The sequence below is a fragment of the Bacteroidales bacterium genome (assembly GCA_031275285.1).
GTDB lineage: Bacteria > Bacteroidota > Bacteroidia > Bacteroidales > UBA4181 > JAIRLS01.
In genome coordinates, this window is the sequence record JAISOY010000088.1 from 1 (window position 1) to 24,848 (window position 24,848).

The window sequence follows — 24,848 nt, forward strand, 5'->3', positions numbered from 1 at the left end:
AAGGTACTGCTTTTTTTTTATCCGCAAACTTTTTTTGAAACTTTTTTTATCTTTTTTCGTAAATCGCTCGCTTTTCTTTATTTAGACTTAAATACCCCGCTCAAAGAACTTGCTTCTCCTAAAAGAGGCCGCAAAGGTAAGTGCTTTTTGTTATCATACAAACTTTTTTTACTTTTTTATTTGTCTTTTTTGTATCCGCTTCACTACCAACCGGAACCCACATCTATAACCAACGTTAACAACGGCCCTAATCCGGTAATTACTCAAAAATGGACAAATAAAAACCTGCAAATAACAAAATCACCATCCCCTCAAACTACTCACATCCTCTAAAAAAGAGTCCGCAAAGATAAATCTTTTAATATACAATACAAATGATTATTTCATTGGTGGCGTAATCTAGAATACTTACTTTTGCATTTGTATGCGTAAGAATCAGTTCATCTAATCTCTTTCCAATATGAAAACAACCAATATTGACCTAGTCTATTTCAGTGCCACATACACTACCAAAAAAGTCGTACAGTTGATTGCCGAACAAATAGGTGGGAAAATAACGAAATACGATATCACACAAGATGCTCCGGATACCGATATTGTGTTGGAGAATCAAAATCTACTGATCGTAGGAATGCCGGTATATGCAGGGCGTATCCCGTCTAAAGCGCTAACCGCAATTAACCGGTTTACATCAAATGGCAATCCTGCGATAGTCGTTTGTGTATATGGAAACCGGGATTATGATGATGCCTTACTCGAGTTGAAGGACATCGTTGAAAAAAATGGTTTCAAAACAGTCTCGGCAGGCGCGTTCATTGCTCAACATTCCATTTTTCCTGCAGTAGGATCGAATCGCCCGGATGGAGATGATATAACGAAAATAAAAGCTTTTGCCGATAAAAGTGCTGAATTGTTAAAAAGCATTACGGACACTTCTTCCTTATCCGGTTTGAAAGTAAAAGGGAACCACCCATATAAAATTCCCGGCGGAATTCCTCTACAGCCTAAAGGAAATAGAAAATGTAATGAATGCGGCACTTGCGTAAAATCATGTCCCATACAGGCAATTCCTCAAAATACCCCTCGAAAAACCATTAAAGAAAAATGTATTTCCTGTGGACGTTGCATTGTTGTATGTCCGCAAAAAGCCCGTCATTTCGGGGGATTACTCTATAAAATAGCCGGGAAAAAATTTATAAAGGCTTATTCTGAACGTAAAGAACCAGAATTGGTATACTGCTCCGTATAATTATTCTCCACCCACCAGGCCAAAAATAAACACCATTAAAATGGCTACCGGAACAACATAACGTATCAGGAAGAAAAAGACCCTTAAATAAGTCATCTTTTTCGTTCCATCGTTGGTCAGTTCCTTCACTGTGATGCGCTTTTTCAGTACCCATCCTACATATATAGAAATAAACAAACCTCCTACCGGAAGAAGAAGATTAGAAGCGGCAAAGTCCATCAGGTCAAAAAAGCTTTTCCCGAAAAGCTGTATTCCGGGTACAAGGCCCAGCGAAAGAGAACACAATATACCCAAAGCAAATACGCACGCAGTAACAGAAACAGTTGCCCATACCCTTTTCATATGCATTTCCTCCACACAAAAAGAAACGACCACTTCAAGCAAGGATATGGAAGAAGTCAGTGCCGCAATGCACAACAAGATGAAAAAGAAAGTTGAAAAGATAGCTCCTCCGGCCATTTGCTGAAATACGTTCGGCAAGGTGATGAATACCAGACCGGGACCGGACTCCGCAGAAATACCAAAAGCTGCAGCAGCAGGAAATATAGCTATCCCTGCCAGTACGGCAATCAACGTGTCTGCTCCTGCAACCATTCCTGCCGAATAAGTCAGATCCTCACTTCGTTTAATATATGATCCGTAAGTGATCAGACACCCCATTCCCAGACTAAGGGAAAAGAAAGCCTGCCCCATCGCCAGTAATATGGAATTACCGGAAAGCTTTGAAAAATCCGGTTTCAGTAAGAACGATAATCCTTCCGATGCGCCCGGTAATGTAACGGAACGTACACACAATATGATCAAAAGAAGCAGTAAAAGCGGCATCAGTATTTTAGAACTCCGTTCTATTCCTTTTTTCACTCCCATAACAACAATTCCCAAAGTCAAAATCAAAAAGAATAACTGGTAAAGAATGGGTTGGTAACCTCCTGATACAAAACTATTGAATGCAGTTTCCGTATCATTGGATAAAGTATTTGTCGCGGAACGAATGATATATTCAATGGTCCATCCGCCAACAGCACTGTAAAAAGAGAGGATAACGAATGCCGCAACGATCCCCATCACTCCGACCAGGTACCAATGCGATTTCGGGGATAATTTTTTAAAAGCCCGGTATGCATTGCTTTGGGCCCTGCGGCCAATACCGAACTCCGCCAACATGATAGGGAGTCCGATCAACACAATACAAATCAGGTACAATAACAAAAAAGCGCCACCTCCATTCTGTCCGCAGACATAAGGAAATCGCCAGACATTCCCCAGGCCAATGGCTGATCCGGCAGCAGCAGCAATGATTCCAAATCGTCCTGAAAAGTTATCCCTTCTGGAGGTCATTAATTTCCTGTTTCAATAAAAGTACTATTACTTTTTAGGAGCAAGCAAAGGGAAAGATACAATATTACCGAATTGGTAAACAGTTTTTTGCCGGCTGACCAATACGTTTTTATCTATTCCTGCAGACACTTCCACTACCTGAGGAATACGGTAATAAACAATATTCGAAGCTTGCTTGCTGGTATTAACAGATGTCGATGATCCGGCCTCTCCTACCCGATACCACACTTCTTTGGCTCCTGCGGTATTTTTATTTACAATACCCGCCCTGTCAGAAAAATAAAACAAAGAGGTAGTCGTGGATGGTTTGTCCGGCAATGCGGAATAAGTATACACATAACGGCTCTCTACTCTGGCTCCGTTAAACAACGACAATAACTGTTCCTCCTGTGCATCAAATGCTTCAAGTACCAGCTTCAGAGCCGCTCCTTCAGGATGATAATCAGTGTTTCCACTCAATACATCCAGGCGCCACTGACGAATACTGAAAATCTGGGTTGCAGCTTCCCTGGCCTGTTCTTCTGCTGTTTTTCCAAGTACTTTACGTTGCAGTACCGGAATTTTCACGAAAGCTGTATCGGTAAGTACCGTTTTATAGATGGTATCAACCTTTTCAGTGACTGTCGGCTGAGTAGCCACACTCATGAACTGCATATCTTCATTGCCTTTTCCCGAATAACTGGCACTGGCCAGAATATTATCACCCGATACATCCAGCAATAAACCTTCTTTGGTAAAGCGCAACAACCGGTCCATATTGCCCGGGTAGTCAATAAATGACACCGTATACAACTGCGCATTGTCGACTTCCTGCTTATCATTGATACGTATACTTCCTATCTGCCAGCTTTCCGCATCTTTCATGGGAACATTCTGTAAACCCAGCATACGGCTGGCGTATTCGGCATACGGTCCTTTTTTTACAATGGTCTTGACCAGTTCCACCTCAAAATATAAACGGGTTTGCGGAAGACCATACACCAATGCGCTATGGCCTGAAGATTCCGAACCCTTATACGGGGATATGGTGGTTTCGTTTTTTGTGGTAGCACAAGAGGCCATCAATAAAACGACAGCAGCTAAAAAAGAATATCTTTTCATATGTTACATATTTAGTTTTTACGGTCATTTGGAATAAAAAGTATTCCGTCTGTGATTAAATATCCTACAATAATAATCATTTTTATGTGAAAGAACGGATCAATCAGCGAAATATTTTCATTCTTTAAAATTTCCGGCTGGTGTTATTCCTCTTATGGCTTCACCTAAAAAATCCACAATATCACTAGCTATCATTGACCAATCACCGTTTTCCCGGGCAGCCATATCGCCTGCAGTACCATGTATCCAGACACCTGCACATGCAGCACGGACCGGAGTCCCTCCCTGCGCCAGTAGGGAAACTATGATTCCTGTCAGCACATCACCACTTCCACCTGTAGCCATGCCCGGATTACCTGTTGTATTGAAAAAACAATGACCTTCCGGAGTTGTAATGGTTGTATAAGCCCCTTTCAATACTACAATGATCTGATATTTCCGGGCCATCTCCAATTGCTTCAGATATCGTTCGTATCCGCTCCCTGAGTTTCCGGCAAGACGGTCAAATTCTTTCGGATGCGGCGTGATAATACATCCCTGAGGCAACAGATCCAGGCCATTTTCATGTTGGGATAAAATATTCAAGGCATCAGCATCGAATACTAGTTTGTTTCTGATCGCAGAAGACCTGATTTTTTCCAGGTAGGTAATCAGAGCCTGGCGGGTTTCCTCATCCTGGCCTATTCCGGGACCAATGGCCATTGCAGAATAAATATCCACATCAGGGATACAGGATAATGCTTCAGGATGAGCATCTGTGGATACCAATGCTTCAGGAACGGATAACTGAATAATAAATCCCTCTTTTCCCGGCACATGAGCTGTTACCAGTCCTACCCCGCTTCGAAGGCAAGCCCTGACAGATAAAACAGCTGCTCCCATCATGGAATGACGACCTGCAACAATACATGCATGACCGTAATCCCCTTTGTGTGAAAATCTCTTCCGGGGAACCACCCATGAGGCAATATCGGATGCCTGTAAAACATAGTTTTTTGATGCCTGTTGTCCGATAATATCAGGAAGCAAACCGATATCAAGCACTTCCCATTTCCCCAAATAGCTATCGTTTTCCGAGAAGAAAAAGGATAATTTCGGTTGCTGGAAAGTCAATGTATGGTCTGCCCGGATAATATTTTCCGGATGGTTGTTCCGGTTATCCTCACAAAATAATCCTGAAGGGATATCGATAGATACGACCTTCGATGCTGTATGATTGATATGATCGACAATCCGGGCGGCCAGCCCGTCCAATGGCCTTGAAAGGCCCACACCGAATAATGCATCGATCACCAGAAAGCCGGCTGTGATCTCCGGCATCCGGTCCATGGTAAGTACCTCAGGTCGTATTCCTCGTAAACGTCCGAAATTTACAGCTGCATCCTCCGATATCCGGGAAGGCTCCGTCAGCAGATACACCCTAACCTGGTATTTTCGCTGATAAAGTTGCCGTGCAATAGCAAGACCATCCCCGCCATTATTGCCGGGACCTGCAAATACGACTATCTTCCATTGACGGTCGAAATTCCTTGTAATCCAATCGGTACAAGCCAAAGCTGCCCGTTCCATCAGATCAACAGACGTTACAGGCTCATGTTCAATGGTGTACCCATCAATGGTTTTTATTTCTTGTGCTGATAATATCTTCATCAAAGAATATTCAATTTCAAAAGACTAAATTAATTCAAATTCCCTGAAATTAAAACCTTCAGGTATTTTTTTATCTTTTTATCGATGGTTGGACAACGACAGGTTACCAGATATTTAATTCATTTTCATGTATCAAACTACCCAAGAAACAATCATAAGCACTCAGTGCTATTTATTATTTTCTTAAGTCGCATTGACCAAGTTGACTACGTTCAGAAAGTATAACATTAATTGTTTCATATTACATATATGCTTTCCTGTTTATATTTTTTGTTGAAAATTTCCATAATAATTTTATCTTTGTTGTACCATATAGGAACGACAGAAAACGTCTCTTTCTTTTATAGATAGAAAATAAATCACAGATATTTACTTATAAAAACAATACAAATGAAAACTGTAAGAATACAAAAATCCGGTTCATTCGAACAATTAAAAGTGGAAGATATCCCTGTTCCAGAAATCAATGATGACCAGGTATTGGTGAAAGTATACGCCGCCAGTGTAAATCATCTGGACATGTTGAAAGCATCGGGTGGAATCCCGGTAAAGTATCCGTGGATTCCCGGCCATGATTTTTCGGGTATTATTGAGAAAGTAGGAAAAAACGTGTTTTCCCTGCGGGTGGGAGAACCTGTTTACGGCAACTGCCCGGGTGGATCATATGCCGAATACCTTGCTGCCGATATCAATAAAGTGGTCATGAAGCCGGACAACCTGTCTTTTCCGGAAGCAGCCTCTGTACCTCATGTCGCAGAAACGGCATGGCAGGCGATACACCAACACGGACAGTTACGTAAAGGACAAAAAGTATTGATCCATGCAGCCGCAGGAGGTGTAGGTGCCTTTGCCGTACAATTCGCACGCATTATCGGTGCTACCATATACGGCACTGCCTCAGGGAAGGATATTGAATATGTAAAGTCATTGGGCGCAGATCAGGTGATTGATTTTAAAACCGCAGATTTCACCAGGGAATTTAAAGATATGGATCTTGTATTGTCCCTGGTAAGAGGCGATACGGAAGAAAAATCCTATACAGTACTGAAAGATGGTGGCCGCCTGGTGAGTACCGTCGGCATTGCTCATGAAGAAATAGCTAAAAAACATAACATTACGGCCATTGGTATGGTCATTCAACAATCGGCACAGGATCTCGAAGAGATCACAACGCTCATTAAAGACGGAAAGGTAAGAACCGATATTGCCCTAACCTACCCGTTGGATGAAGCCGCAACAAGCTGGAAGGTGTTATCAGGCGATCCTTCTTCTCCTAAAATCAGCCATGGAAAAATAGTACTGGAGATAGTCAGGATAAAAGAGTAAAGTTGTTTATTCATCACATTATCTTGAAATTTGAGTGGTCCGGGTTTTATGGAGACCTTGTTATCTTAAAATAAATTAGTATGAAATATCCATGAACAATACTGTTCACCCAACGTAATGAACAAAATTGGATATTACATGTGACCATTAAAAATTAAATTTTATTCACATGAAATTTATAACATCTGAAAAACTAACAATCGTGGGTGCTGCGGGCATGATAGGTTCTAATATGGCCCAATCAGCTATTCTCATGGGATTATCCTCTGATATATGCCTGTATGATACTTACACCAAAGGCCTGGAAGGAGTGGCTGAAGAGTTACTGCAATGCGGTTTTAAAGGCGTAAATATTACTTATACGGATGATATCAAAAAAGCCCTGCAGGGAAGCAAATACATTGTTACATCCGGCGGTGCTGCACGCAAAGAAGGAATGACACGTGAAGACCTTCTGAGAGGGAATGCTGAAATAGCCATCCAATTCGGTAAAGATGTGAAAAATTATTGCCCGGATGTAAAACACATTGTTGTTATTTTTAATCCTGCCGATATCACGGGTCTGTTGGTTTTATTGTATTCCGGATTACAACCATCGCAGGTAAGCACGCTCGCGGCCCTGGACAGTACGAGATTACGGAATGAACTGGCCAAACATTTCCGGATCGACCCGGATAAAATAGAAAACTGCAGGACCTATGGCGGACATGGTGAACAAATGGCTGTATTTTCGTCCACCACAACCGTCGATGGTAAATTATTGAATGAATTGATCGGAACCCCATCCCTTACAAAGGAACAATGGGAAGCGATCAAACAGAAAGTAATCCAGGGTGGGAAAACGATATTGGAACTCAGGGGACGGACTTCTTTCCAAAGTCCCTCATATTTATCCCTGGAAATGATCCGCGCCATAATGGGTGGAGAAAGTTTTGAATGGCCTGTCGGCACTTATGTGTCAAATAACGAATTTGATCATATCATGATGGCGATGGAAACCACATTAAATAAAAACGGAATTTCTTATAAGACAGTAAAAGGTACAAAAGAAGAACACGAAGAATTAAAAAAGAGTTATTCACACCTTTGTAACCTGAGGGATGAACTTATCGGATCTTCCATTGTTCCTCCTGTATCCGAATGGAGATCCATTAATCCAAACCTGTAAGAACAATACTGAACAAGCCCGGAATTCCGGGCTTATTTATTTATACTTAAACTTTACACTTCTATTGAAATTACTCATATTAAAAATAGTATATCTGTTGAAATTAAAATAACAGACCGTATGTAACAATTTCTACTGAATGACGTCTACCAAAAAACATCCGGACAATTTGGCCGGAACATATGTTTGAATATTTCTATTTTTATAATCAATAATGATGAAAAAATATATTCGTCTTTTCTCTCTTTTATTTATACTTTTATTATCTTACCATACCACGGCACAAGAGAGGATGCGACACCCCGACTCCGTTATATTCTCCAGGGAGCAACTAAGGGAAGATGCCAGGTTTATATTCAAAACCTTTGCGGAAGTACATCCTAATATTTATGCTTTATCTTCTTTTGAAGAACTGGAAAGAGCAAAGCGACTGATATTGAATCAAATAAACCGACCCATGAACCATCGCGAGTTCAATTCCATTATGGCGCGTCTAAATCACCTGCTGGATGGGCATACGTCAATCCCACTATTGATGTTCCGAGGCGAATCAGGTGATAGCCTACTTGCATTTCTTGATTCGGGAGGTAAACTATTCCCGGATGTACGTATTGAAGACAACAAAATATTCCTTAAGGAAAAATATGACGGATGGGAGGTAATGGCGATAAACAATATACCTGCCGAGAAAATCATGCAGGAAATGATCCCTTATTATTCCCTTGAATTTCCACCTTATGCATGGTTCAGATATGAGTTGGACCTGAACTATTATTTATTTCATGTCTTCCATATTAAAAGTCCTTTTAATGTTGATATAAAAAACAAAAAAGGAAAAGTAGAAAAGATCATATTACCCGGAATTGAATATGATAAAAAAAAGCATCAGAATCCTCCTTATCAATATTATATATATCCTGATGAAAGTATTGCATTACTGGAACTCAATACCTGTTCCATGTCGGAGAAAGTAATGAACGAATATTTTCAGTCGCTCCCTCCTTTTTTCGATTCCATTCAAAAAGCAGATATCCGGCATCTGTTCATAGATGTCAGTCGCAATAGCGGTGGCGGGGAAGATATATGGATGGAAATATTTAAATACATACAACATAAAGTAATAAACCTGACATCGGAAAATGCGACCAGGATGTCCCAACAGTATATCGACCGGATGAAAGATTATTACGGTTCTTTTGAGGCCAATGTAACACAACCGGGCGAGGTTTACATATCCCCGTTGACAAAAGATTTTCTCATAGACAAGCAACATTCCGGGTTCTACGGGAACCTTTATATCATACAGGGAATAAGAACCTACTCTGCCGGAAACGGATTATGCCAGATCGTAGCCCAGAATGACCTGGGAAAACTGATCGGAAATACCACAGGACAACCCGGAAAATGTTACATTTATTCATTACCCTTCAATACGCCAAACACCAAAACACTTTTCCACTGCTCTACCAGATATAGCAACAGGCCATTGGAGCGTCCGGGTATTACAGTTACCCCCGACCTCTACTGGCCTGTTGACAGAAGGGATTTTTTCCCTGTGAAAGAATTACAGGAAATGATCAAAAAACTGGAAAAATCCGCTTCTAAGTAAAACAATATCTGTCACCGTCCGCTGTCCCATTGTCTTAATTCCAGTACTGCCAGCCAGTAATCACGCTCGGCCTGCAGGATATTATCCTTGGCTTCGTAATAAATGGAAAGTTCGACAATATAATCCGTCAGGGATATTTTCCCGAGTTCAAGCGACTTTACCATCAGTTCCGCGCTGTTGGACGATTGCAGTACATCACGGTAATCCACCAGCATACTCTGCAGGCTGTACGCTTTATTGTACTGTGTCTTCAATGAATTATAGAACTGAAGGCGGGTATCGGTCTCGATATTCTTCCATGCTTCCGTTTGTACTTTGGCCTGTTTGATGGTATTTTTATTTTCCCACAGGGGAATGCTCACCCCTACGGTAAATCCCTGCATGGTAACATCCGCCACCGTTTCATTGGTATATCCTGCCGAAAATTTCGGCAAGCTCAGCGCCCTGCTTAGTTTTATCCTGTTCTTGCTGACTTCGATCTCCTTGGCGATCGATTTCAGGTTCGGATTGTTTTCCTGCGCCTGTTCGTACCACTCTTCAAAATCCTGTGGCAACAGATATTCCGGATAAATAATCGCGGAAGGGATTTCTTTTCCCCCGTTCAACCGCTGCAGTTCCGACAACAAAGCCGTACGTTCGATTTCGTTCGCTTCTGCGGCTTTCCGGGCATTCAACAGGTTCAGCTGTGATTTGTTACGTTCCAGGATATCTATATTTCCCATGGTAAATAACTCCTGGTACGTACGGGACATTCTTTCTGCATGCTGTAACCTAAGATCCAGTTCTTCTTTCAGGCTGTTCCTGTAGATCAGTTCCACACACAACGCACCTGTCTGCAACAGGAGATCCTTCCTGCTACTCTCGTAACCGTAATCGGCAATCAGGTTACTTCCGCCGGCTACCCTTGAACGGTATGCATAGGCCGTGGGAAAGTCAAACGATTGTACGGCATTGATATTGTACCGGTTCCCTTCCGAAGTAGGCCTCCCCCACATATAGGCGAAGTCGAATTCCGGATTGGCCAGGTAAATTCCCGTTTTGTTTTCCAGCTTCTGCGCTTCGGCCTGTTGCCTTAGCGCCTGCAAGGTAGTGCTGTTCGCTTCTATCTGCCGCAATACAGAATCCAGCGGATATTGCGCTTTGATCCCCTGCAGGACAAAGCCGAACACACAACATATAATGATGATTTTATTTTTCATTTGAATAAAATTTATTTTTTGAAGTTCAAAGTTCCGAATTCAATATTCAAGATTGCCTACGGCAGAAACGATGATTGATGAACTACAAATTTTTGAATTTTGAACTTTGAATTTTGAACATTATAATGTTCTAACTTTCCGGTTCTTCGTTTTCAACGATCTGTTTTTTTGCCTCTTTATGTCCGATCCACGAATATACCAGCGGTATGACGAACATATTTAACAGTGTTGAAGTGATCAACCCACCCAAAATTACCTGTGCCATGGGGCTTTGTATCTCATTGCCCGGAAGACTGCCGTTAACAGCCAGCGGTATCAATGCCAATGCCGAAGACAAAGCGGTCATTAAAATGGGATTCAACCTGTCCAGAGACCCCTGAATGATGGCTTCATACCTTGATACGCCCGAAGCTGTCAGATCATTATAGCGTGTGACCAATAGCATCCCGTTACGTGTGGCGATCCCGAAAAGTGAGATAAATCCGATAATAGCCGGAATACTGACAATCCCGGATGTAATCCAGATCATGAATACCCCACCGATCAATGCCAGTGGAAGGTTCAACAGAATCACTGCAGATTGCCGGGTATCACGAAATTCATTATACAGCAACAGGAAGATCAGCAATATGGCAAATATAGAAGTGGCATACAGGGTTCGGGAAGCCGCCTTCTCGCTCTCGAACTGCCCACCGTACTCGACATAATAGCCTTCCGGGAGCTGTACTTCGTTTTCTACGGCTTCCTGTATATGGTCCGCTGCACCGCGAAGGTCGCCGCCGACGATATTGGCAGAAATGACGATCTTCCGCTTCACTCCTTCCCTATTGATATCATTGGGTCCGGATGACGAAACGATATCGGCGATGTATTCCAGCGGAACCATACGTCCACCGGCATCCACCGGCAATTCCCGGATCTTTTTCATCCGATCGATCTCATCGGTATCCACCTTAACGGTCAGGTCGAACGAACGATCGTTTTCATAAACCTGCGACACCACCTCTCCGGCCAGCATCACCTGCACCATTTGCGAGAACTGGGGCAGTGTAATGCCGTAACGGGCCAGTATTTCTCTTTTAGGAATGATTTTCAGCTGCGCACGTTCGATCTGTTGTTCCACATTCAGGTCGGCAATCCCTTCAATACCCTGTGCGGCAGATTTTATCCGGTTGGCATAGGAGTACAGGTGATTCAGGTCAGGCCCGAAAAGCTTGATGGCTATATTGGCCCGTGTCCCCGACATCATATGGTCGATACGGTGGGTAATCGGTTGGCCGATCTCGATATTGATCCCCGGAATGGTCAGCAGCTTCTCCCGAATTTCTGCCATTACTTCTTCCTTGCTCCGCTTGCCCAGTTCAAACGGACATTCCATTTCCGATACGTTTCCGCCGAAAGAGTGTTCATCGAGTTCGGCACGTCCGGTTTTCCTGACAATCGTCTGTATCTCCGGAACGGTCATGATCAGTTGCTCCGCCTGTCGTCCCAGCTTGTCGGACTCATAGATATCGATACCAGGAACGGTAGAGATCACAATGGTAAAAGAACCTTCGTTAAAGGGAGGTAAAAATCCCCGGCCAAAAGAGAAGAAGGTGAGTATAGCCGCTACCAGCAGGACAAGCGTACTGCCGACCACGATCTTTTTATGGTTCAATGACCATACCAGCGCCCTCCGGTATACTTTTTTCAGAGTACGGGCCACGATCGGTTCCCTTCCGGTTTTGTTTTTGGATTCTTTCCCGAGCAGATAGCTGCACAATACCGGAGTCAACGTCAAAGCCACCACAGTGGAAGCACACAACGATACGAGAAAGGTAATACCCAGCGGACGCAACATACGGCCTTCCATCCCGCTAAGGAAAAACAGGGGAAGGAAGCTGGCCATGATGATCAGCGTGGAGTTCAGGATAGGCATACGTACTTCTTTGGATGCATCGAAGACCACCTGTATCACGCTTTTTCGCTCTTCTTCCGCCTTCATCCGGTTCTCCCGGAGCCGCTTATACACATTCTCCACATCCACAATGGCATCGTCTACCAGCGAACCAATGGCAATGGCCATACCGCCAAGACTCATCGTGTTGATGGTCATGCCGAATATTTTTAATGTGAGGATAGCTACCAGCAGGGACAAAGGAATAGCCACCAATGAGATAACAGTGGTACGTATATTCATCAGGAAGAGGAACAACACGATCACCACGAAAATGCTACCTTCCAGCAGCGCGTCCTGTACATTGCTGATGGAACTGTTGATAAAACGTGACTGGCGGAACGAATCCGTGGAAATATGTACATCGCCGGGAACGGATTTCTGCAGGTCCGCCAGAGCAACATCCAGCTTTTCCGTCAGATCGATGGTTCCGGTATTGGGTTGTTTGGTTACAGTCAGCAATACTGCGGGATGAGCACGCTCCGAAGCAATACCGATTTGCGGCTTTTTATTGCCGACCTGTACCCGGGCAATATCTTCCAGCAGAACAGGCATATCGTTGACTGTTTTCACCAGCGCTTTCCCCATCAGTGAGGTATTGTTGGTGGACAACATCCCCCGCACAATATATTCATTGCCGGATTCATATAGTACGCTTCCGGTAGAATTGCGGTTCATTTCATCCACCGCTTCACGGACCTCGGTTAATGTGACCCCGTAATGTTTCATCCGGGCCGGATCGAGCAGTATCTGGTATTCCTTGATATCTCCTCCCAGTACGGTCACCTGTGCCACGCCCGCGATCGAAAGCAGGCGGGGACGTATATTCCAGTCGGCTATAGTACGTAATTCCTGTAAAGAAGTGGTATCGGAGGTAAGCCCGACGATCATCACCTCTCCCAGTATGGATGTCTGCGGCCCTAAAGTAGGACTTCCGACATAATCAGGTAAGGATTCACTCACAACAGACAGTTTTTCGGAAACTATCTGCCGGGCACGGTAAATGTCCGTTCCCCAGTCGAATTCGACCCACACTACGGAAAATCCGGTAGTAGAGGCAGAGCGCACGCGACGGACATCTGTCGCTCCGTTTACTGCCGTTTCAATAGGAAATGTAACAATGCGCTCCACTTCTTCGGGAGCCATTCCTTGTGCTTCGGTCATCACCACCACAGTAGGCGCATTCAGGTCGGGAAAAACATCCACTTCCATATCGACTGCGGTATAGATACCTGCCATGAACAGCAGTACAGCGCAGACCAGCACCAGAAGCCTGTTGTTCAGTGAAAAATGTATGATTTTATTTAACATATTCTTTGAATTGAAGTTAACTCCGTTGAGTTTGTAAACTCAATGGAAAACGGATCATTGAGAATAAAACCAGATCATTCTCAATTCTTCATTATCCATTCTCCATTTATTTTAATGGCTGTGACTATGTTCGGGTAAGGAAGAGGCGTTGCTTGCCAGTTTCACATGCAAGGCACCCTGCGTTACGATACGGTCTCCGGGATGTATTCCGGACAATATCCGGACATCCTGCCCGTTGTCATCCCCAATTTTCACCTCCTGCTTTTTATAGGCATCCGCACTGATCTGTTCGAAAACAAAGTACAATCCCTGGTCCTCGATCACCGCACCCAGCGGAAGCGTCAACACATTGTCGGTTTTCGCCGTCAGCAGGTAGACTTCGACAAAGGCGCCGGGAACAAAAGTACCGACATTGTCGAATTCAAATACGACCGGAATATAGAATGAAGCAGCATTTGCCGATTTCCCGAAGGAAACCAGACGCCCTTTCAGGTCTTCTAAACGGTATAGTTGATTATCGTAAGGTGTTTTGAAATTAGCCGATATGACTGCCGGGAGCTGTGCATAATATTTTTCCGACACATCGGCCCTGAGGTACAATTTCTGGTTTTGCGATACGGTCAGCAGCGGCTGTCCGGTAGTGACGTATTCGCCCTCATTAACCAGCCGGTTCTTGATGTATCCGCCGGTAGATGACGAGGCACTGGTTCCTTTTCCTGTCTGGCTTTTGGACAGCGCATCATAAGTCACTTTGGTGGTTTCGAAATTCAGGTGCGCCTGTTCGAATTCCGCCTGAGATATCAATGTATCCTTCACTAAGGAAACAGCACGGCGGTATTCTTTTTCGGCAGTCTCATAGGCCAGTTTAGCTTTGACTACCGGATCACCTTCCGCTATGTTTTGCGACGAAATACTCAGCAGGGATTCGCCTTTTTTAACAGAAGCGCCTTCGGACAAGGGCCTGGAAAATGATACGATCCCGCTTACGGGCGCTACGACAGTGGTTTCGTCACCCTGTGCTGCCTGTACCTGTCCGCTGGTCTTGATGATCATGCTGAATGTTCCCGGTTGTACCTGTTGGGAAAGGACACCCAGCTTCTTAGCCTGTTCTGGTTCAATCACGATTTCGTCCGCTGCATGTTCATGTCCACCTGCGGTAGCAGCGTGGTTATGGCCGTCATGACTGTGGTCATGGTTCCCGTCGCATTCATGATTATCGTCATGTTTGTGCTCTGCATCATGCTGATGGTCGTGATCATGATCGTGGTTTCCGTCACATTCCTCTCCGTCATGGTGTTGGTGTGCCGTCTGGACCTGTTCGGTTTTTCCATGATCGTGGTCATGATCATGGTCGCAGCCTTCATGGTTGTGGGATGATTGTCTGTTGTTACAGGCTGTAAATAACATCGACAGACATATAATATAACTGATAAACTTCATTTTTGTTGATATTTAAATATGAAATAACCGCTACCACATTTATAACATGGCAGCCTATCACAAACAAACCGTATAAACGGTTTTATTTCATATCAACAAACAGGAGGAGCGCGTAAGCCTAAAACACAGCTTACAAATTCTTGCAGGTAGGTTTCTTTAAAAGGTGTCTGCCTGAACGGCAAGCCTTTCTGTATAAAAAGCGGTTCTTCGTAAAGATCGAAAAGAACGGTTAGTTGCGGATAGTCATTGTCGTTACCCGTACAACATCCGCAACGTATATCGTGCTTGTGGTCTTCCACATGAGTGAGCACCCAATCGGATATCCTGCAACAATCGGTTCCGGCAGAAGTATCATCTTCCGTTTCTTCGGCATCATGATGACAGGTTGCATCACAATTGTCGTGGCGTTCAATATGGGAAAGGGAAAAACAGATGATCTCACCGTGATGGTGATGAGGCACGACCGTAAAAGTCAACAAAACCGCGTTGACCAATAATGTCAATAATATGTTCGTGCTGTTTTTTAACATCAATGCCTCTGTTTTATGACTACAAAAATACGAAAAAAGCTGAATATGAAACACACCGACGGAAAAATAATCAGCTGTATACAGAAAACAATTTCGATTAAATCATTTTTCTTTGCCTTTCGCCTGAGCATACAATATAGTGATCAGCCAGCTCTGATATGCCATTAAAAATAAAAATGCCAACATACTCAGGAATCCCCGGATATACCTATTCAGATCCGCAAGATTTGTAGCACTCCGCCTAACAGTGCCTCTCCAGTCATCTAAAACAAGGACTTCTCCGAAAAGATTTCCCAACCAGGTGCAACCAATCAATTTAACACCCGCGACACTCCCGCCTTTAACATTCCAACTTTATAAACTTTTCTACTTTCTAACTTTATCAACTTTCCACTCCCCCACTCTCCTACTTCCTGCAAAAACAACCCGTCACATGATCATCCACATAGCCGACGGCCTGCAGATAGGCATAGCAAATGGTGGTTCCGAAAAATTTAAAACCCCGTTTTTTCATATCCTTGCTGATGGCATCGGAAACAGGTGTGGAAGCAGGTATATCCTTTAAATCTTTAAAATGGTTAATAATAGGTTTTCCATCGGGGAGAAAACCCTTCAGATAGTTCTGAAAGCTGCCAAATTCTTTTTGCACTTCCATAAAATGAACGGCATTGGAAATAGTAGACCTTATTTTCAAGCGATTCCGGATAATTCCGGATTCAGGTTGCAACAAACGTTCTACATCGGTGTCGGTAAATTGCGCCACTTTCCTGACGTCAAAACCGGCAAATGCCTTCCGGTACATCTCCCGTTTACGAAGGATGGTGATCCAACTCAGTCCGGCCTGCGCGCTTTCCAGCACCAGGAACTCGAACAGGGTATCATCGTCGGTCACTTCCTTTCCCCATTCCTCATCGTGGTATTTAATATACAGCGGATCACTACCGCACCATTTGCAACGTTGTTTTTGATCGTTCATTGTTTTACTTTTTGACAAAGATAAAAATTGTTTACCGTAATCTGACGAACAAATATAATCAAATGTCATTCAAACAAATACAACACCCGACGACCAATATCTATCTTTTTCATCAGAAAATGATAGGCAGAATCAAATTATTTTGTACTTTTGTGCCGGGTAAGTCCTATACGACCAGCTCCTGTTGAACTCCCCCAGGACCGGAAGGTAGCAAGGGTAAACGGTTGTAGCGGTGCGATATAGTCAGCTTACCCTTTTTTATTTCCCTTAACTTTCCACCGGACACTTCATGAATCTACAATTACATAAATAACAATTATGCATATGAGAATGCATAAAATTAAATTATGCAGACTAAGCTGCATATTATAAAAAGAAGTATATTTGCCGGAAGTTATCTGTACAGGCATGAAAAAAGCAGCGATCATTACAGGAGATATCGTCCATTCGAGGAATATAGATAAGACATACCGTGAAGAACTGATCCGGGTACTGAAAGATGCATATCCGGAGGTAGACCGGAAATTATGTGGCAACCGACAGGGGGAAGCACTTGAGTTTTTCCGCGGTGATAGTTTCCAGGCCAGGGTTTCCTGTCCGGAATACGCCCTTCGTATGAGTTTTATCATCCGTGCAAAAATCAGGAGCATGACCGTTATGAAAGGGCACACAGCTCGGTTGTCTTCGATATGGGACGCCCGGATTGCAGTGGGATACGACGATGTGAGTTTTATCTCCCGGAATATCTCGGAATCGGATGGGGCCGCTTTCGTCCTTTCGGGTAATGCCCTGGACGGAATGAAAAATAAGGATGAACGCATCAGGGCGGAAACCTTCGACAAACGTTTCAATGAGGAATTCCGCATACAGCTGTTGCTGGCCGACACGATCGTAAAACGGTGGACCGTCGCCCAGTCGGCAGCGGCTTTTCATTACCTGTCGGAATACGAAAAAACACAAACCGAACTGTCCGGGATGATGGGTATCACGCAATCGTCCTTCAGCAGAAGGATGCAATCGGGAAATATCGAATGTATCCACCTGCTGTGCCAACGTTTCGAAACTTTAATCCCACAACTGTCATGAACCTGATGAATCTGCTCTGGTTACTGGTAGCGGCGCATGTGATCGCCGACTTCTTCCTGCAGACCAACCGCGATGTCAAAGAGCGGGATGACAAAAAGATCCGTTCGTTTTCCTTATATTACCACACGTTCAGCGCCGGAGTGCTGAGTTACCTGGCTTTCATGCTCTGCGGAATCTATACCGAATGGCTTATTCCGCTTATCATTGCTGGTTCCCATTTCCTGATCGACCTGGGTAAGACTTATTGTAAAAGAAACATACTTCCGCTTTTCCTGACCGACCAGTTCCTGCACCTGCTGGTGATCCTGCTGTGCTGGCTCGGCTATACCGGACAGTGGGAAGCCTTTGCTTCGCTGACGGCATCGATTTTTTCCCATTACAGGATCATCGCTATTACCGTGGCGTACCTGATCATCACCAAACCGGTGTCGGTAGTAGTGGGGCTTGTGGTCAGCCGCTGGGAACATGCGATCAGGACAAACAGCGCCGATGAGGCCAAAGGGCTGGAAAAAGCGGGTGAATGGATCGGTTACCTGGAACGCATCCTCATCCTGACCTTTATCCTGATGTCCTACTACGAAGGAATCGGGTTCCTGTTTGCCGCGAAATCCATTTTCCGCTTCGGCGAACTGACCAAATCGAAGGAACGGGCGCTCACCGAATATATCCTGGTAGGTACCCTGCTGAGTTTCACCCTGGCGATCGCTACCGGCGTCCTGCTGCAAATCCTGATCTGACCATGCCTTCCGTAGAACAGCTTCGAATCACCGATTATACCTATGATCTTCCCGACGAACGGATCGCCAGGTATCCGCTGACGGAACGCGACCGTTCCAAACTGCTGGTATACCGCAACGGAAAGATCAGCGAAGATATCTTTACCCGCTTGACCGACTACATCGCTCCCGGCGATATGCTGGTGTTCAACAATACCCGCGTGATCCGGGCACGTATAGAAATGGAAAAGGAAACAGGCGCCCGCATCGAGATCTTCTGCCTCGAGCCGCATGATCCACCGGACTACCAACTATCTTTTTCCCAGCAGAAAAGCGTGGTGTGGAAATGTCTGGTGGGTAACCTGAAAAAATGGAAATCAGGCCCCCTGAAAAGGGAAGTGTCGCTGAATGGCCAAACAATAGAGTTACAGGCGGAACGAACCGGGGGCACCAGCCGGTACCAGCTGATCCGCTTCGACTGGACCGGAGGGATCGATTTCGGCACTTTACTGGATGCTTTCGGGCATACTCCTATCCCACCCTACCTGAACCGCGACACCGAAGAAATAGATGAAACGCGTTACCAGACAGTGTATTCAAAACATAAGGGATCGGTGGCAGCTCCTACGGCCGGACTGCACTTCACCCCGGAGATCATGCAACGGCTCAGGGAAAAAGAAGCACAACTGGAAGAGATCACCTTACATGTAGGGGCTGGAACCTTCCGTCCGGTACAACAGGACGAAGTGAGCGAACACGAGATGCATACCGAATTTTTCTCCGTTCCTATCGGTTTTCTGCGCCGTTTGCTGGACAATAAAGGAGTATTGACCGCAGTGGGAACGACTTCGTTAAGAGCGCTGGAAAGTACCTACTGGCTGGGGGTAAAACTCATGCAGCCTGCAGCGGATATCCGCAGGATGAAACTGGAACAGTGGGAAGCCTACGATCTGCCGCAAAACATCAGTTTAAACGATGCCTTATCCTCGCTGATCACAGCAATGGAAGCCAACGGCATAAATACGCTATATGCTTCCACCCGGATCATGATCGTTCCGGGATATACCTTCCGGGTCTGCCAAAGGCTGATCACCAACTTCCACCAACCCCAAAGCACACTGCTGCTATTAGTGAGCGCTTTTACAGGCGAACATTGGAAAGATATCTACCAATATGCACTGGAACATGATTTTCGCTTTCTAAGCTATGGGGATAGCTCGCTGCTGGAATTATCCGGTTCATAATCTTACCAACAAATCAGCTTTTTTGTATATCTTTCAGTAAAGTTTTATTGGAAACGCTTTACAATTCTTGTTGCTTAATTTGATTTTTTATATTAGATTTGCTGGATATGAGGATAACTTTAATGGTTTTTTCTTGAAAAGAAATGCATGAAAACAACAGTTAATGATTTAATTCATTCAGAGTAGAAGTAAAAACTCATAAAAATATGTTAATGTATAAAACTCATATTATAGTAAAAAGTTTACCTATTTATAAGTTTGTTATGTTAAATCAAAGAGTCATAAAATATCTTAAAACTTATATAGTACATGAAAAAACAATCAATGTCTCTATGATGAACCAGCCGGACTTAGAAAAAGAAATAATTAGCTGATAAAAAATGAGATGTTATATCTAAATACGATTTGTACAACATAATGATCTAACACCAGTTGAGTTGATAAATAAGGAGTCCACTTACTTTTAACATTTGACTTCCGAGACGAATGTCAAACTATTCAATATTAAAAATAAAAACAATGTTCGACAAACACATACTTGAATTCAACAAAAATATTATTGAACTTAGAGAATTTGTTGATTTGATTGACCTTTTTTTAAACCAAAGACAAGATGAACATAGCAAAAAGTTTAACGCACTAATAATGTCTAATCTTGTGGGAAAAATACTAGCAGAGAAAACAGACTGGGAACCTGAAGAAAAAGAAAAATATGAAATTGAAAAAAAGAGATATGATAATGAGGTATTGGAAATATATAAAAGACCAATAGATCTTGACGTCGATATTGATATACTTAAAGAAGAAAGTGAAGAATCAAAAAACACAGGCTTTAAGTTATCATTAAATGCAAAAAAAGATATTGATGAAGATGTTAAAAAAGATTTGAAAAATTTTGGACAATCAAAACTACATATTTCAATTTTATATAAAAATTCACTGATTTCTTTGTTAAGTTCCGTTGAGTGGTTTTTCTCTCAAATTCTACATTTTTACTATGACAAATTTCCTGAATCGACAGGAATTCAAAAGAAAACCATGACTCTATCTGATTTGAAAAGTTTTGGAACAATTACAGATGCTGAGAAGTTCTTAATTGATAACAAAATTGAGGAGATATTGAGAAGTAGTTTTGAGAGTTGGATTGGTGTTTTAAAAACAGAATTATCTTTAAATTTAGGTTATCTTACTTCAATTGAAAATGAATTAATTGAAATTTATCAAAGAAGAAATTTGTTAGTTCATAATGGAGGAATTGTAAATTCTATTTATTTATCAAAAGTCAAAGAAGATAATAGAGAAAATATTAAGATTGAAGACACTCTTGATGTTGATAAAGAGTATTTAAATAATGCAATATGTAAACTACATAAATCATTTATTTTAATTGCTGCTGAACTTTGGAAAAAGCTTGACAAAGAAGACATTTTACGTGGAGATATCTTATCTCATATTGTTTACGAGAATTTACTTAAATCTCGTTGGGAAATATCAGAAGGGTTATCATATTTTATAATTAATGACTCACTAGTTAAACCAATTGATAAAGTTATTGCACAGTTGAATTATTGGTTAAGTATGAAACGACAAGGTAAATTTGAAGAAATAAAAACCACAATAGAAAAAGTCGATTTTTCTGATAAAATAGAAATCTTACAATTGGGGCTTTTTGCTCTAAGAGGAGAAACTGAAGCCTTTTTAAAAAAACTTCCACTAGCATTAGATTCAAAGCAATTAAATATTGAACGATTAGAAGAATTTCCAATTTTTGAAGAAATTAGGCAAACAGAAGAATATAAAAAATTTAAAGAGGAGTCTCATTATTTTAAAGAAGCTAATGTGGAAATTGAAGAATTGAATAGTATAGAAAAAATCTAAAATAGACTACCGCAAATCAACAAAATACCAGTCTGCTGAATATTGGCTATCTGTTTACAAAAAACAGAATCCTAATATTATATGATTAGAGGATTGCCTCAGATTTATTGTAAATAAATCGATTGAAAAAGGATACAAAATGGCAAAAAGTATTATTGGTGATATGAGAAATAAAAAACAAAAAAGGATAAAACGCCAGATAATCAGTAAGCGTTTCAACTTCGTTAAGAACTGTGCCAACTTAGCTTTAGTGGACGAAAATATATAATTTTGAAAGTTTTCATTTTGGTTAGGATAAGACCATAAATGATCGCTCCAATAACAGAAAGATTAAATATATTTATTGTCTGGGGTCGGAATAATAAACGAAGCCGAACCAAATATGATTTAAATCGGACAGATTTAGTTTTCGTAATGGAAACCAAGCATGTTTGAAAATACAAAAACATATAATAAATTGAATACAAATAAGATTATATAAACAGATCGGTTGATTATGAATCGAAGAACATAGAATTGAAATGCTCATTGAGAAAATTAACACATAGGAATTTAATTAGATAAAACATTTAGAATGTCTTCTAAAAACAGAGAAAAAAGGCAATACACAAAAATGTATCCGGAAATAAAAAAGTGGTTAAATGAATGTATGATCTGCCATTCGATCGGATATAAACCGGAAATGCCGGAAAACATTTATCCAGGCATGTTAGCCCAGAATATAAAAAAGTTTTATAATCAATTAAATGTAAATGAACTTAATATTTGCGACGAGTGTGTAAAACACTGGAAAAGTGAAAAAACGGTATAAGTCAGCCAACTTAGTATCGATGGAACTATTCAATTCATATATAAATATTGAGGGTCTGTCACTTTACCATTTTGCTACTGCCGTAATGATCTTTACAGCCATTTTGATGGCTGATTCTATACTATCCAGTACTTTGGGTACTTTATTTATGGCGCTTACTTTCGCGCGGATGATTTTTGACTGTTCATTCAAACGCGCAGTCTGTTCCTGCAGATCTTTGATGAGCTGCTTTTGTATTTTGGCTATGGCCAGGCGTTCCGCATCGCGCAATGCGACTGCTGCCATCTCGAGTACTTCGCGTTCGTTGTCCTGAAGATGCTCGCTCCGGCGCTTCATATCTATGTCTTTCATGGAAGCGCGCAGCTCTTTTAGTGTTTGTGTTTTATTGTCAGTCATTTTATTTAAGCATGTGATTTAACTGTAACGCCAATGCATTCAATTCCAGTAACTCTTCATACACATAATTGATCTTTTTACGTTTCTCCAGCTCATTCACCAGTTTGTGATGCGCCCGTTTGAAGCTTTGCAAAGCGGTGATACAACGGGTGCGAGTTTTCTTCACATGTAGCATCCGGTGAGAAAGCGCTATATATTGCCTGTCATAACTGATATCCGGCATTTGTTCCGATAATTCCAAACGGTAAAGATATGCTTCATAATTACTTTTCAATCCTTTTTCCTCGTTATCGATCAGTTCTATAAGACCATCTTCCTTTAAGAGTTTCACCAGGCCGTCCACGCATGCCGCAATAAGCGTGTCCCCTTCAGTAACAAATGCCCTGACGGTTTTTGCCTGTCTCAACCGCATATAATTTTCACTCATATATCCGGCATACTGGCCGGATAGATTTGCCCACCCCACCGGTATTTCATATTCTATCAGTCCTGTTTTGTTGACGCGTAACCATAACGAATCGACATTGCGCCCTATACCCCGCCATTCCGTTCCGTAGCTTTTCCAACGCGCCTCGGCACTGATGCTTCGTAATGCACGCAGATAGCTGTTGATGACATTGATGTATGTATTGGCGCTCACCACTATTTTTTCATCTTCGACCGCAGATGTTACCAACGCGTTGATCTCTTTTTCGCGTGCAGCAGCCGTAGTCAGCGATGCGGCATAATACAACCCGCGTTCCGTTCGTATGGTCGACAGTTCTTTAAAAATAACCGATGGGGTGGATACTACGCTGTCGGAGACAATGGTCACGTTGTTCACAAGTTGTAACTGCGATTTTGTCAATACGCTGCATGATGACAAAAGCACACCGATTGCAAGGATTATCCGGTAATTCGATATTTTACATAGTATTTGCATATTGTGAGGGTATAAGTTATTAATAGTGAAAACCGAGAGGAAAGCCAAAGTTGATTAAACCCGTCAGAGGTGCATCCTATAATTCACAAATATAACAAAACCAAAGCCGTTTTGCAAGACCATCAGGACAAATTTTCACCCGGATCAGATTGTTTTCTATATTTATAGAATATAGAACACGCCTCGGATATCTATAAGCATGCTTGCGATGTCTCCCGGATTTTACTATATTTGTAGAATATAGGATGCGGTTCGGCAATTTTTTTAAAGCAAGCTTTCTACAATTGCTCTCACCTTTCACTATATTTGCATAATATAGAATGCGCCTCGGACATCTGCAAGCAAGCTTGCGATGCCTCTCGGCTTTTACTATATTTGTAACGCTGACAAAATGAACCACACAAACCTTTCAATGATATGACACCAATGGATGTTGAAAAAATATTCCGGTCCCAGCAATCTTTTTTCAGGACACAGAAAACAAAAGAGGTCTCTTTCCGTAAAGAAAACCTGTTAAAGCTGAAGAATATCCTTAAAGCCAACGAGGATCAACTCAACGAAGCCATTTTCAAGGATTTTTCCAAATCTGCTTTTGAAACTTATATGACGGAATTGGCCCTGGTATACAATGAGATTGATTATTTTGTCAAGCATTTATCCAGACTGAGCAAGCCCCGTAAAGCTGCAACGAACCTGGCGAATTTTCCCGGGAAAAGTTACATCTACAGCGAACCGTTCGGATGCACTTTGATCATCGGAGCCTGGAATTATCCTTATCAGTTGACATTACTGCCTATGGCCACAGCAATGGCTGCCGGCAATACATGTATCGTGAAGCCGAGTGAGCTGCCGGAAAATACTATGAAGATAATGGCTGAACTGATCAATAGTAATTTCCCTCCGGAATACTTGTATGTGGTGCAGGGAGGTGTGGAAGAAACCACGGAAATTTTACAGTGGAG

Annotated in this window: 19 protein-coding genes and 1 other RNA gene; 10 read left to right on the forward strand and 10 right to left on the reverse strand. The window is 42.4% G+C overall.

Annotated features, from left to right (window positions below; translation table 11 throughout):
• Positions 1-460 precede the first annotated feature (460 nt).
• The gene (locus LBQ60_09440; GenBank protein ID MDR2038134.1) at positions 461-1,249 is read left to right on the forward strand and encodes a 4Fe-4S binding protein; all 789 of its coding nucleotides are present in this window, start codon (positions 461-463) and stop codon (positions 1,247-1,249) included.
• On the opposite strand, the gene LBQ60_09445 is transcribed toward LBQ60_09440, so the two are convergent.
• From LBQ60_09445 to LBQ60_09455, 3 genes are all read right to left on the reverse strand, one after another.
• Positions 1,250-2,587: a sodium-dependent transporter gene (locus LBQ60_09445; protein MDR2038135.1), complete on the reverse strand. Its 1,338-nt coding sequence runs from the start codon at positions 2,585-2,587 to the stop codon at positions 1,250-1,252. It lies immediately after the preceding gene.
• 27 nt (positions 2,588-2,614) lie between these two features.
• Positions 2,615-3,688, reverse strand: a complete 1,074-nt coding sequence (locus tag LBQ60_09450; GenBank protein MDR2038136.1) for a DUF4831 family protein — start codon at positions 3,686-3,688, stop codon at positions 2,615-2,617.
• Between the two features lie 117 nt (positions 3,689-3,805).
• Positions 3,806-5,338, reverse strand: a complete 1,533-nt coding sequence (locus tag LBQ60_09455; GenBank protein ID MDR2038137.1) for an NAD(P)H-hydrate dehydratase — start codon at positions 5,336-5,338, stop codon at positions 3,806-3,808.
• 390 nt (positions 5,339-5,728) lie between these two features.
• Between LBQ60_09455 and LBQ60_09460 the strand changes: the two genes are divergently transcribed.
• The 3 genes from LBQ60_09460 to LBQ60_09470 all read left to right on the forward strand — a co-directional run bounded on the left by LBQ60_09460 (position 5,729) and on the right by LBQ60_09470 (position 9,441).
• Positions 5,729-6,664, forward strand: coding sequence for an NADP-dependent oxidoreductase (locus LBQ60_09460; protein MDR2038138.1), 936 nt, complete (start codon positions 5,729-5,731; stop codon positions 6,662-6,664).
• A gap of 169 nt (positions 6,665-6,833) precedes the next feature.
• Positions 6,834-7,832, forward strand: a complete 999-nt coding sequence (locus LBQ60_09465; GenBank protein ID MDR2038139.1) for a malate dehydrogenase — start codon at positions 6,834-6,836, stop codon at positions 7,830-7,832.
• Between the two features lie 217 nt (positions 7,833-8,049).
• Complete coding sequence (locus LBQ60_09470) at positions 8,050-9,441, forward strand: S41 family peptidase (GenBank protein MDR2038140.1); 1,392 nt, start codon at positions 8,050-8,052, stop codon at positions 9,439-9,441.
• Between the two features lie 11 nt (positions 9,442-9,452).
• On the opposite strand, the gene LBQ60_09475 is transcribed toward LBQ60_09470, so the two are convergent.
• The 5 genes from LBQ60_09475 to LBQ60_09495 form a co-directional block, all read right to left on the reverse strand.
• Positions 9,453-10,640, reverse strand: coding sequence for a TolC family protein (locus tag LBQ60_09475; protein MDR2038141.1), 1,188 nt, complete (start codon positions 10,638-10,640; stop codon positions 9,453-9,455).
• 130 nt (positions 10,641-10,770) lie between these two features.
• Positions 10,771-13,887 (reverse strand): CusA/CzcA family heavy metal efflux RND transporter, encoded by a 3,117-nt coding sequence (locus LBQ60_09480; GenBank protein MDR2038142.1) that lies wholly within the window; start codon positions 13,885-13,887, stop codon positions 10,771-10,773.
• 111 nt (positions 13,888-13,998) lie between these two features.
• Positions 13,999-15,327, reverse strand: a complete 1,329-nt coding sequence (locus LBQ60_09485) for an efflux RND transporter periplasmic adaptor subunit (protein MDR2038143.1) — start codon at positions 15,325-15,327, stop codon at positions 13,999-14,001.
• Positions 15,328-15,419: 92 nt separating this feature from the next.
• Positions 15,420-15,857, reverse strand: coding sequence for a hypothetical protein (locus LBQ60_09490; GenBank protein MDR2038144.1), 438 nt, complete (start codon positions 15,855-15,857; stop codon positions 15,420-15,422).
• A 406-nt stretch (positions 15,858-16,263) separates the two neighbouring features.
• Positions 16,264-16,833: a DNA-3-methyladenine glycosylase I gene (locus LBQ60_09495; protein ID MDR2038145.1), complete on the reverse strand. Its 570-nt coding sequence runs from the start codon at positions 16,831-16,833 to the stop codon at positions 16,264-16,266.
• 157 nt (positions 16,834-16,990) lie between these two features.
• On the opposite strand from LBQ60_09495, the gene ffs reads away from it, so the two are divergent.
• From ffs to LBQ60_09520, 5 genes are all read left to right on the forward strand, one after another.
• Positions 16,991-17,090, forward strand: an RNA gene (gene ffs, locus LBQ60_09500) — signal recognition particle sRNA small type.
• A gap of 127 nt (positions 17,091-17,217) precedes the next feature.
• The gene (locus LBQ60_09505; GenBank protein MDR2038146.1) at positions 17,218-17,919 is read left to right on the forward strand and encodes a hypothetical protein; all 702 of its coding nucleotides are present in this window, start codon (positions 17,218-17,220) and stop codon (positions 17,917-17,919) included.
• Entirely contained in the window at positions 17,916-18,656 is a 741-nt protein-coding gene (locus tag LBQ60_09510) for a DUF3307 domain-containing protein (protein MDR2038147.1), read from the forward strand. The genes LBQ60_09505 and LBQ60_09510 overlap by 4 nt, the downstream gene beginning before the upstream one ends.
• A gap of 2 nt (positions 18,657-18,658) precedes the next feature.
• Entirely contained in the window at positions 18,659-19,879 is a 1,221-nt protein-coding gene (locus LBQ60_09515) for an S-adenosylmethionine:tRNA ribosyltransferase-isomerase (GenBank protein ID MDR2038148.1), read from the forward strand.
• A 519-nt stretch (positions 19,880-20,398) separates the two neighbouring features.
• Positions 20,399-21,757, forward strand: coding sequence for a hypothetical protein (locus LBQ60_09520; protein ID MDR2038149.1), 1,359 nt, complete (start codon positions 20,399-20,401; stop codon positions 21,755-21,757).
• Between the two features lie 874 nt (positions 21,758-22,631).
• On the opposite strand, the gene LBQ60_09525 is transcribed toward LBQ60_09520, so the two are convergent.
• Together LBQ60_09525 and LBQ60_09530 are read right to left on the reverse strand one after the other, a co-directional pair.
• Positions 22,632-22,964 carry a hypothetical protein gene (locus tag LBQ60_09525; protein ID MDR2038150.1) on the reverse strand — a complete coding sequence of 111 codons (333 nt, stop codon included), beginning with the start codon at positions 22,962-22,964 and terminating at the stop codon, positions 22,632-22,634.
• 1 nt (position 22,965) lies between these two features.
• On the reverse strand, positions 22,966-23,886 hold the full coding sequence (locus LBQ60_09530; GenBank protein ID MDR2038151.1) for a hypothetical protein: 921 nt from the start codon (positions 23,884-23,886) through the stop codon (positions 22,966-22,968).
• A 417-nt stretch (positions 23,887-24,303) separates the two neighbouring features.
• Between LBQ60_09530 and LBQ60_09535 the strand changes: the two genes are divergently transcribed.
• Positions 24,304-24,848 (forward strand): aldehyde dehydrogenase family protein (locus LBQ60_09535; protein MDR2038152.1); only part of this gene is annotated, 545 nt, incomplete at its 3' end.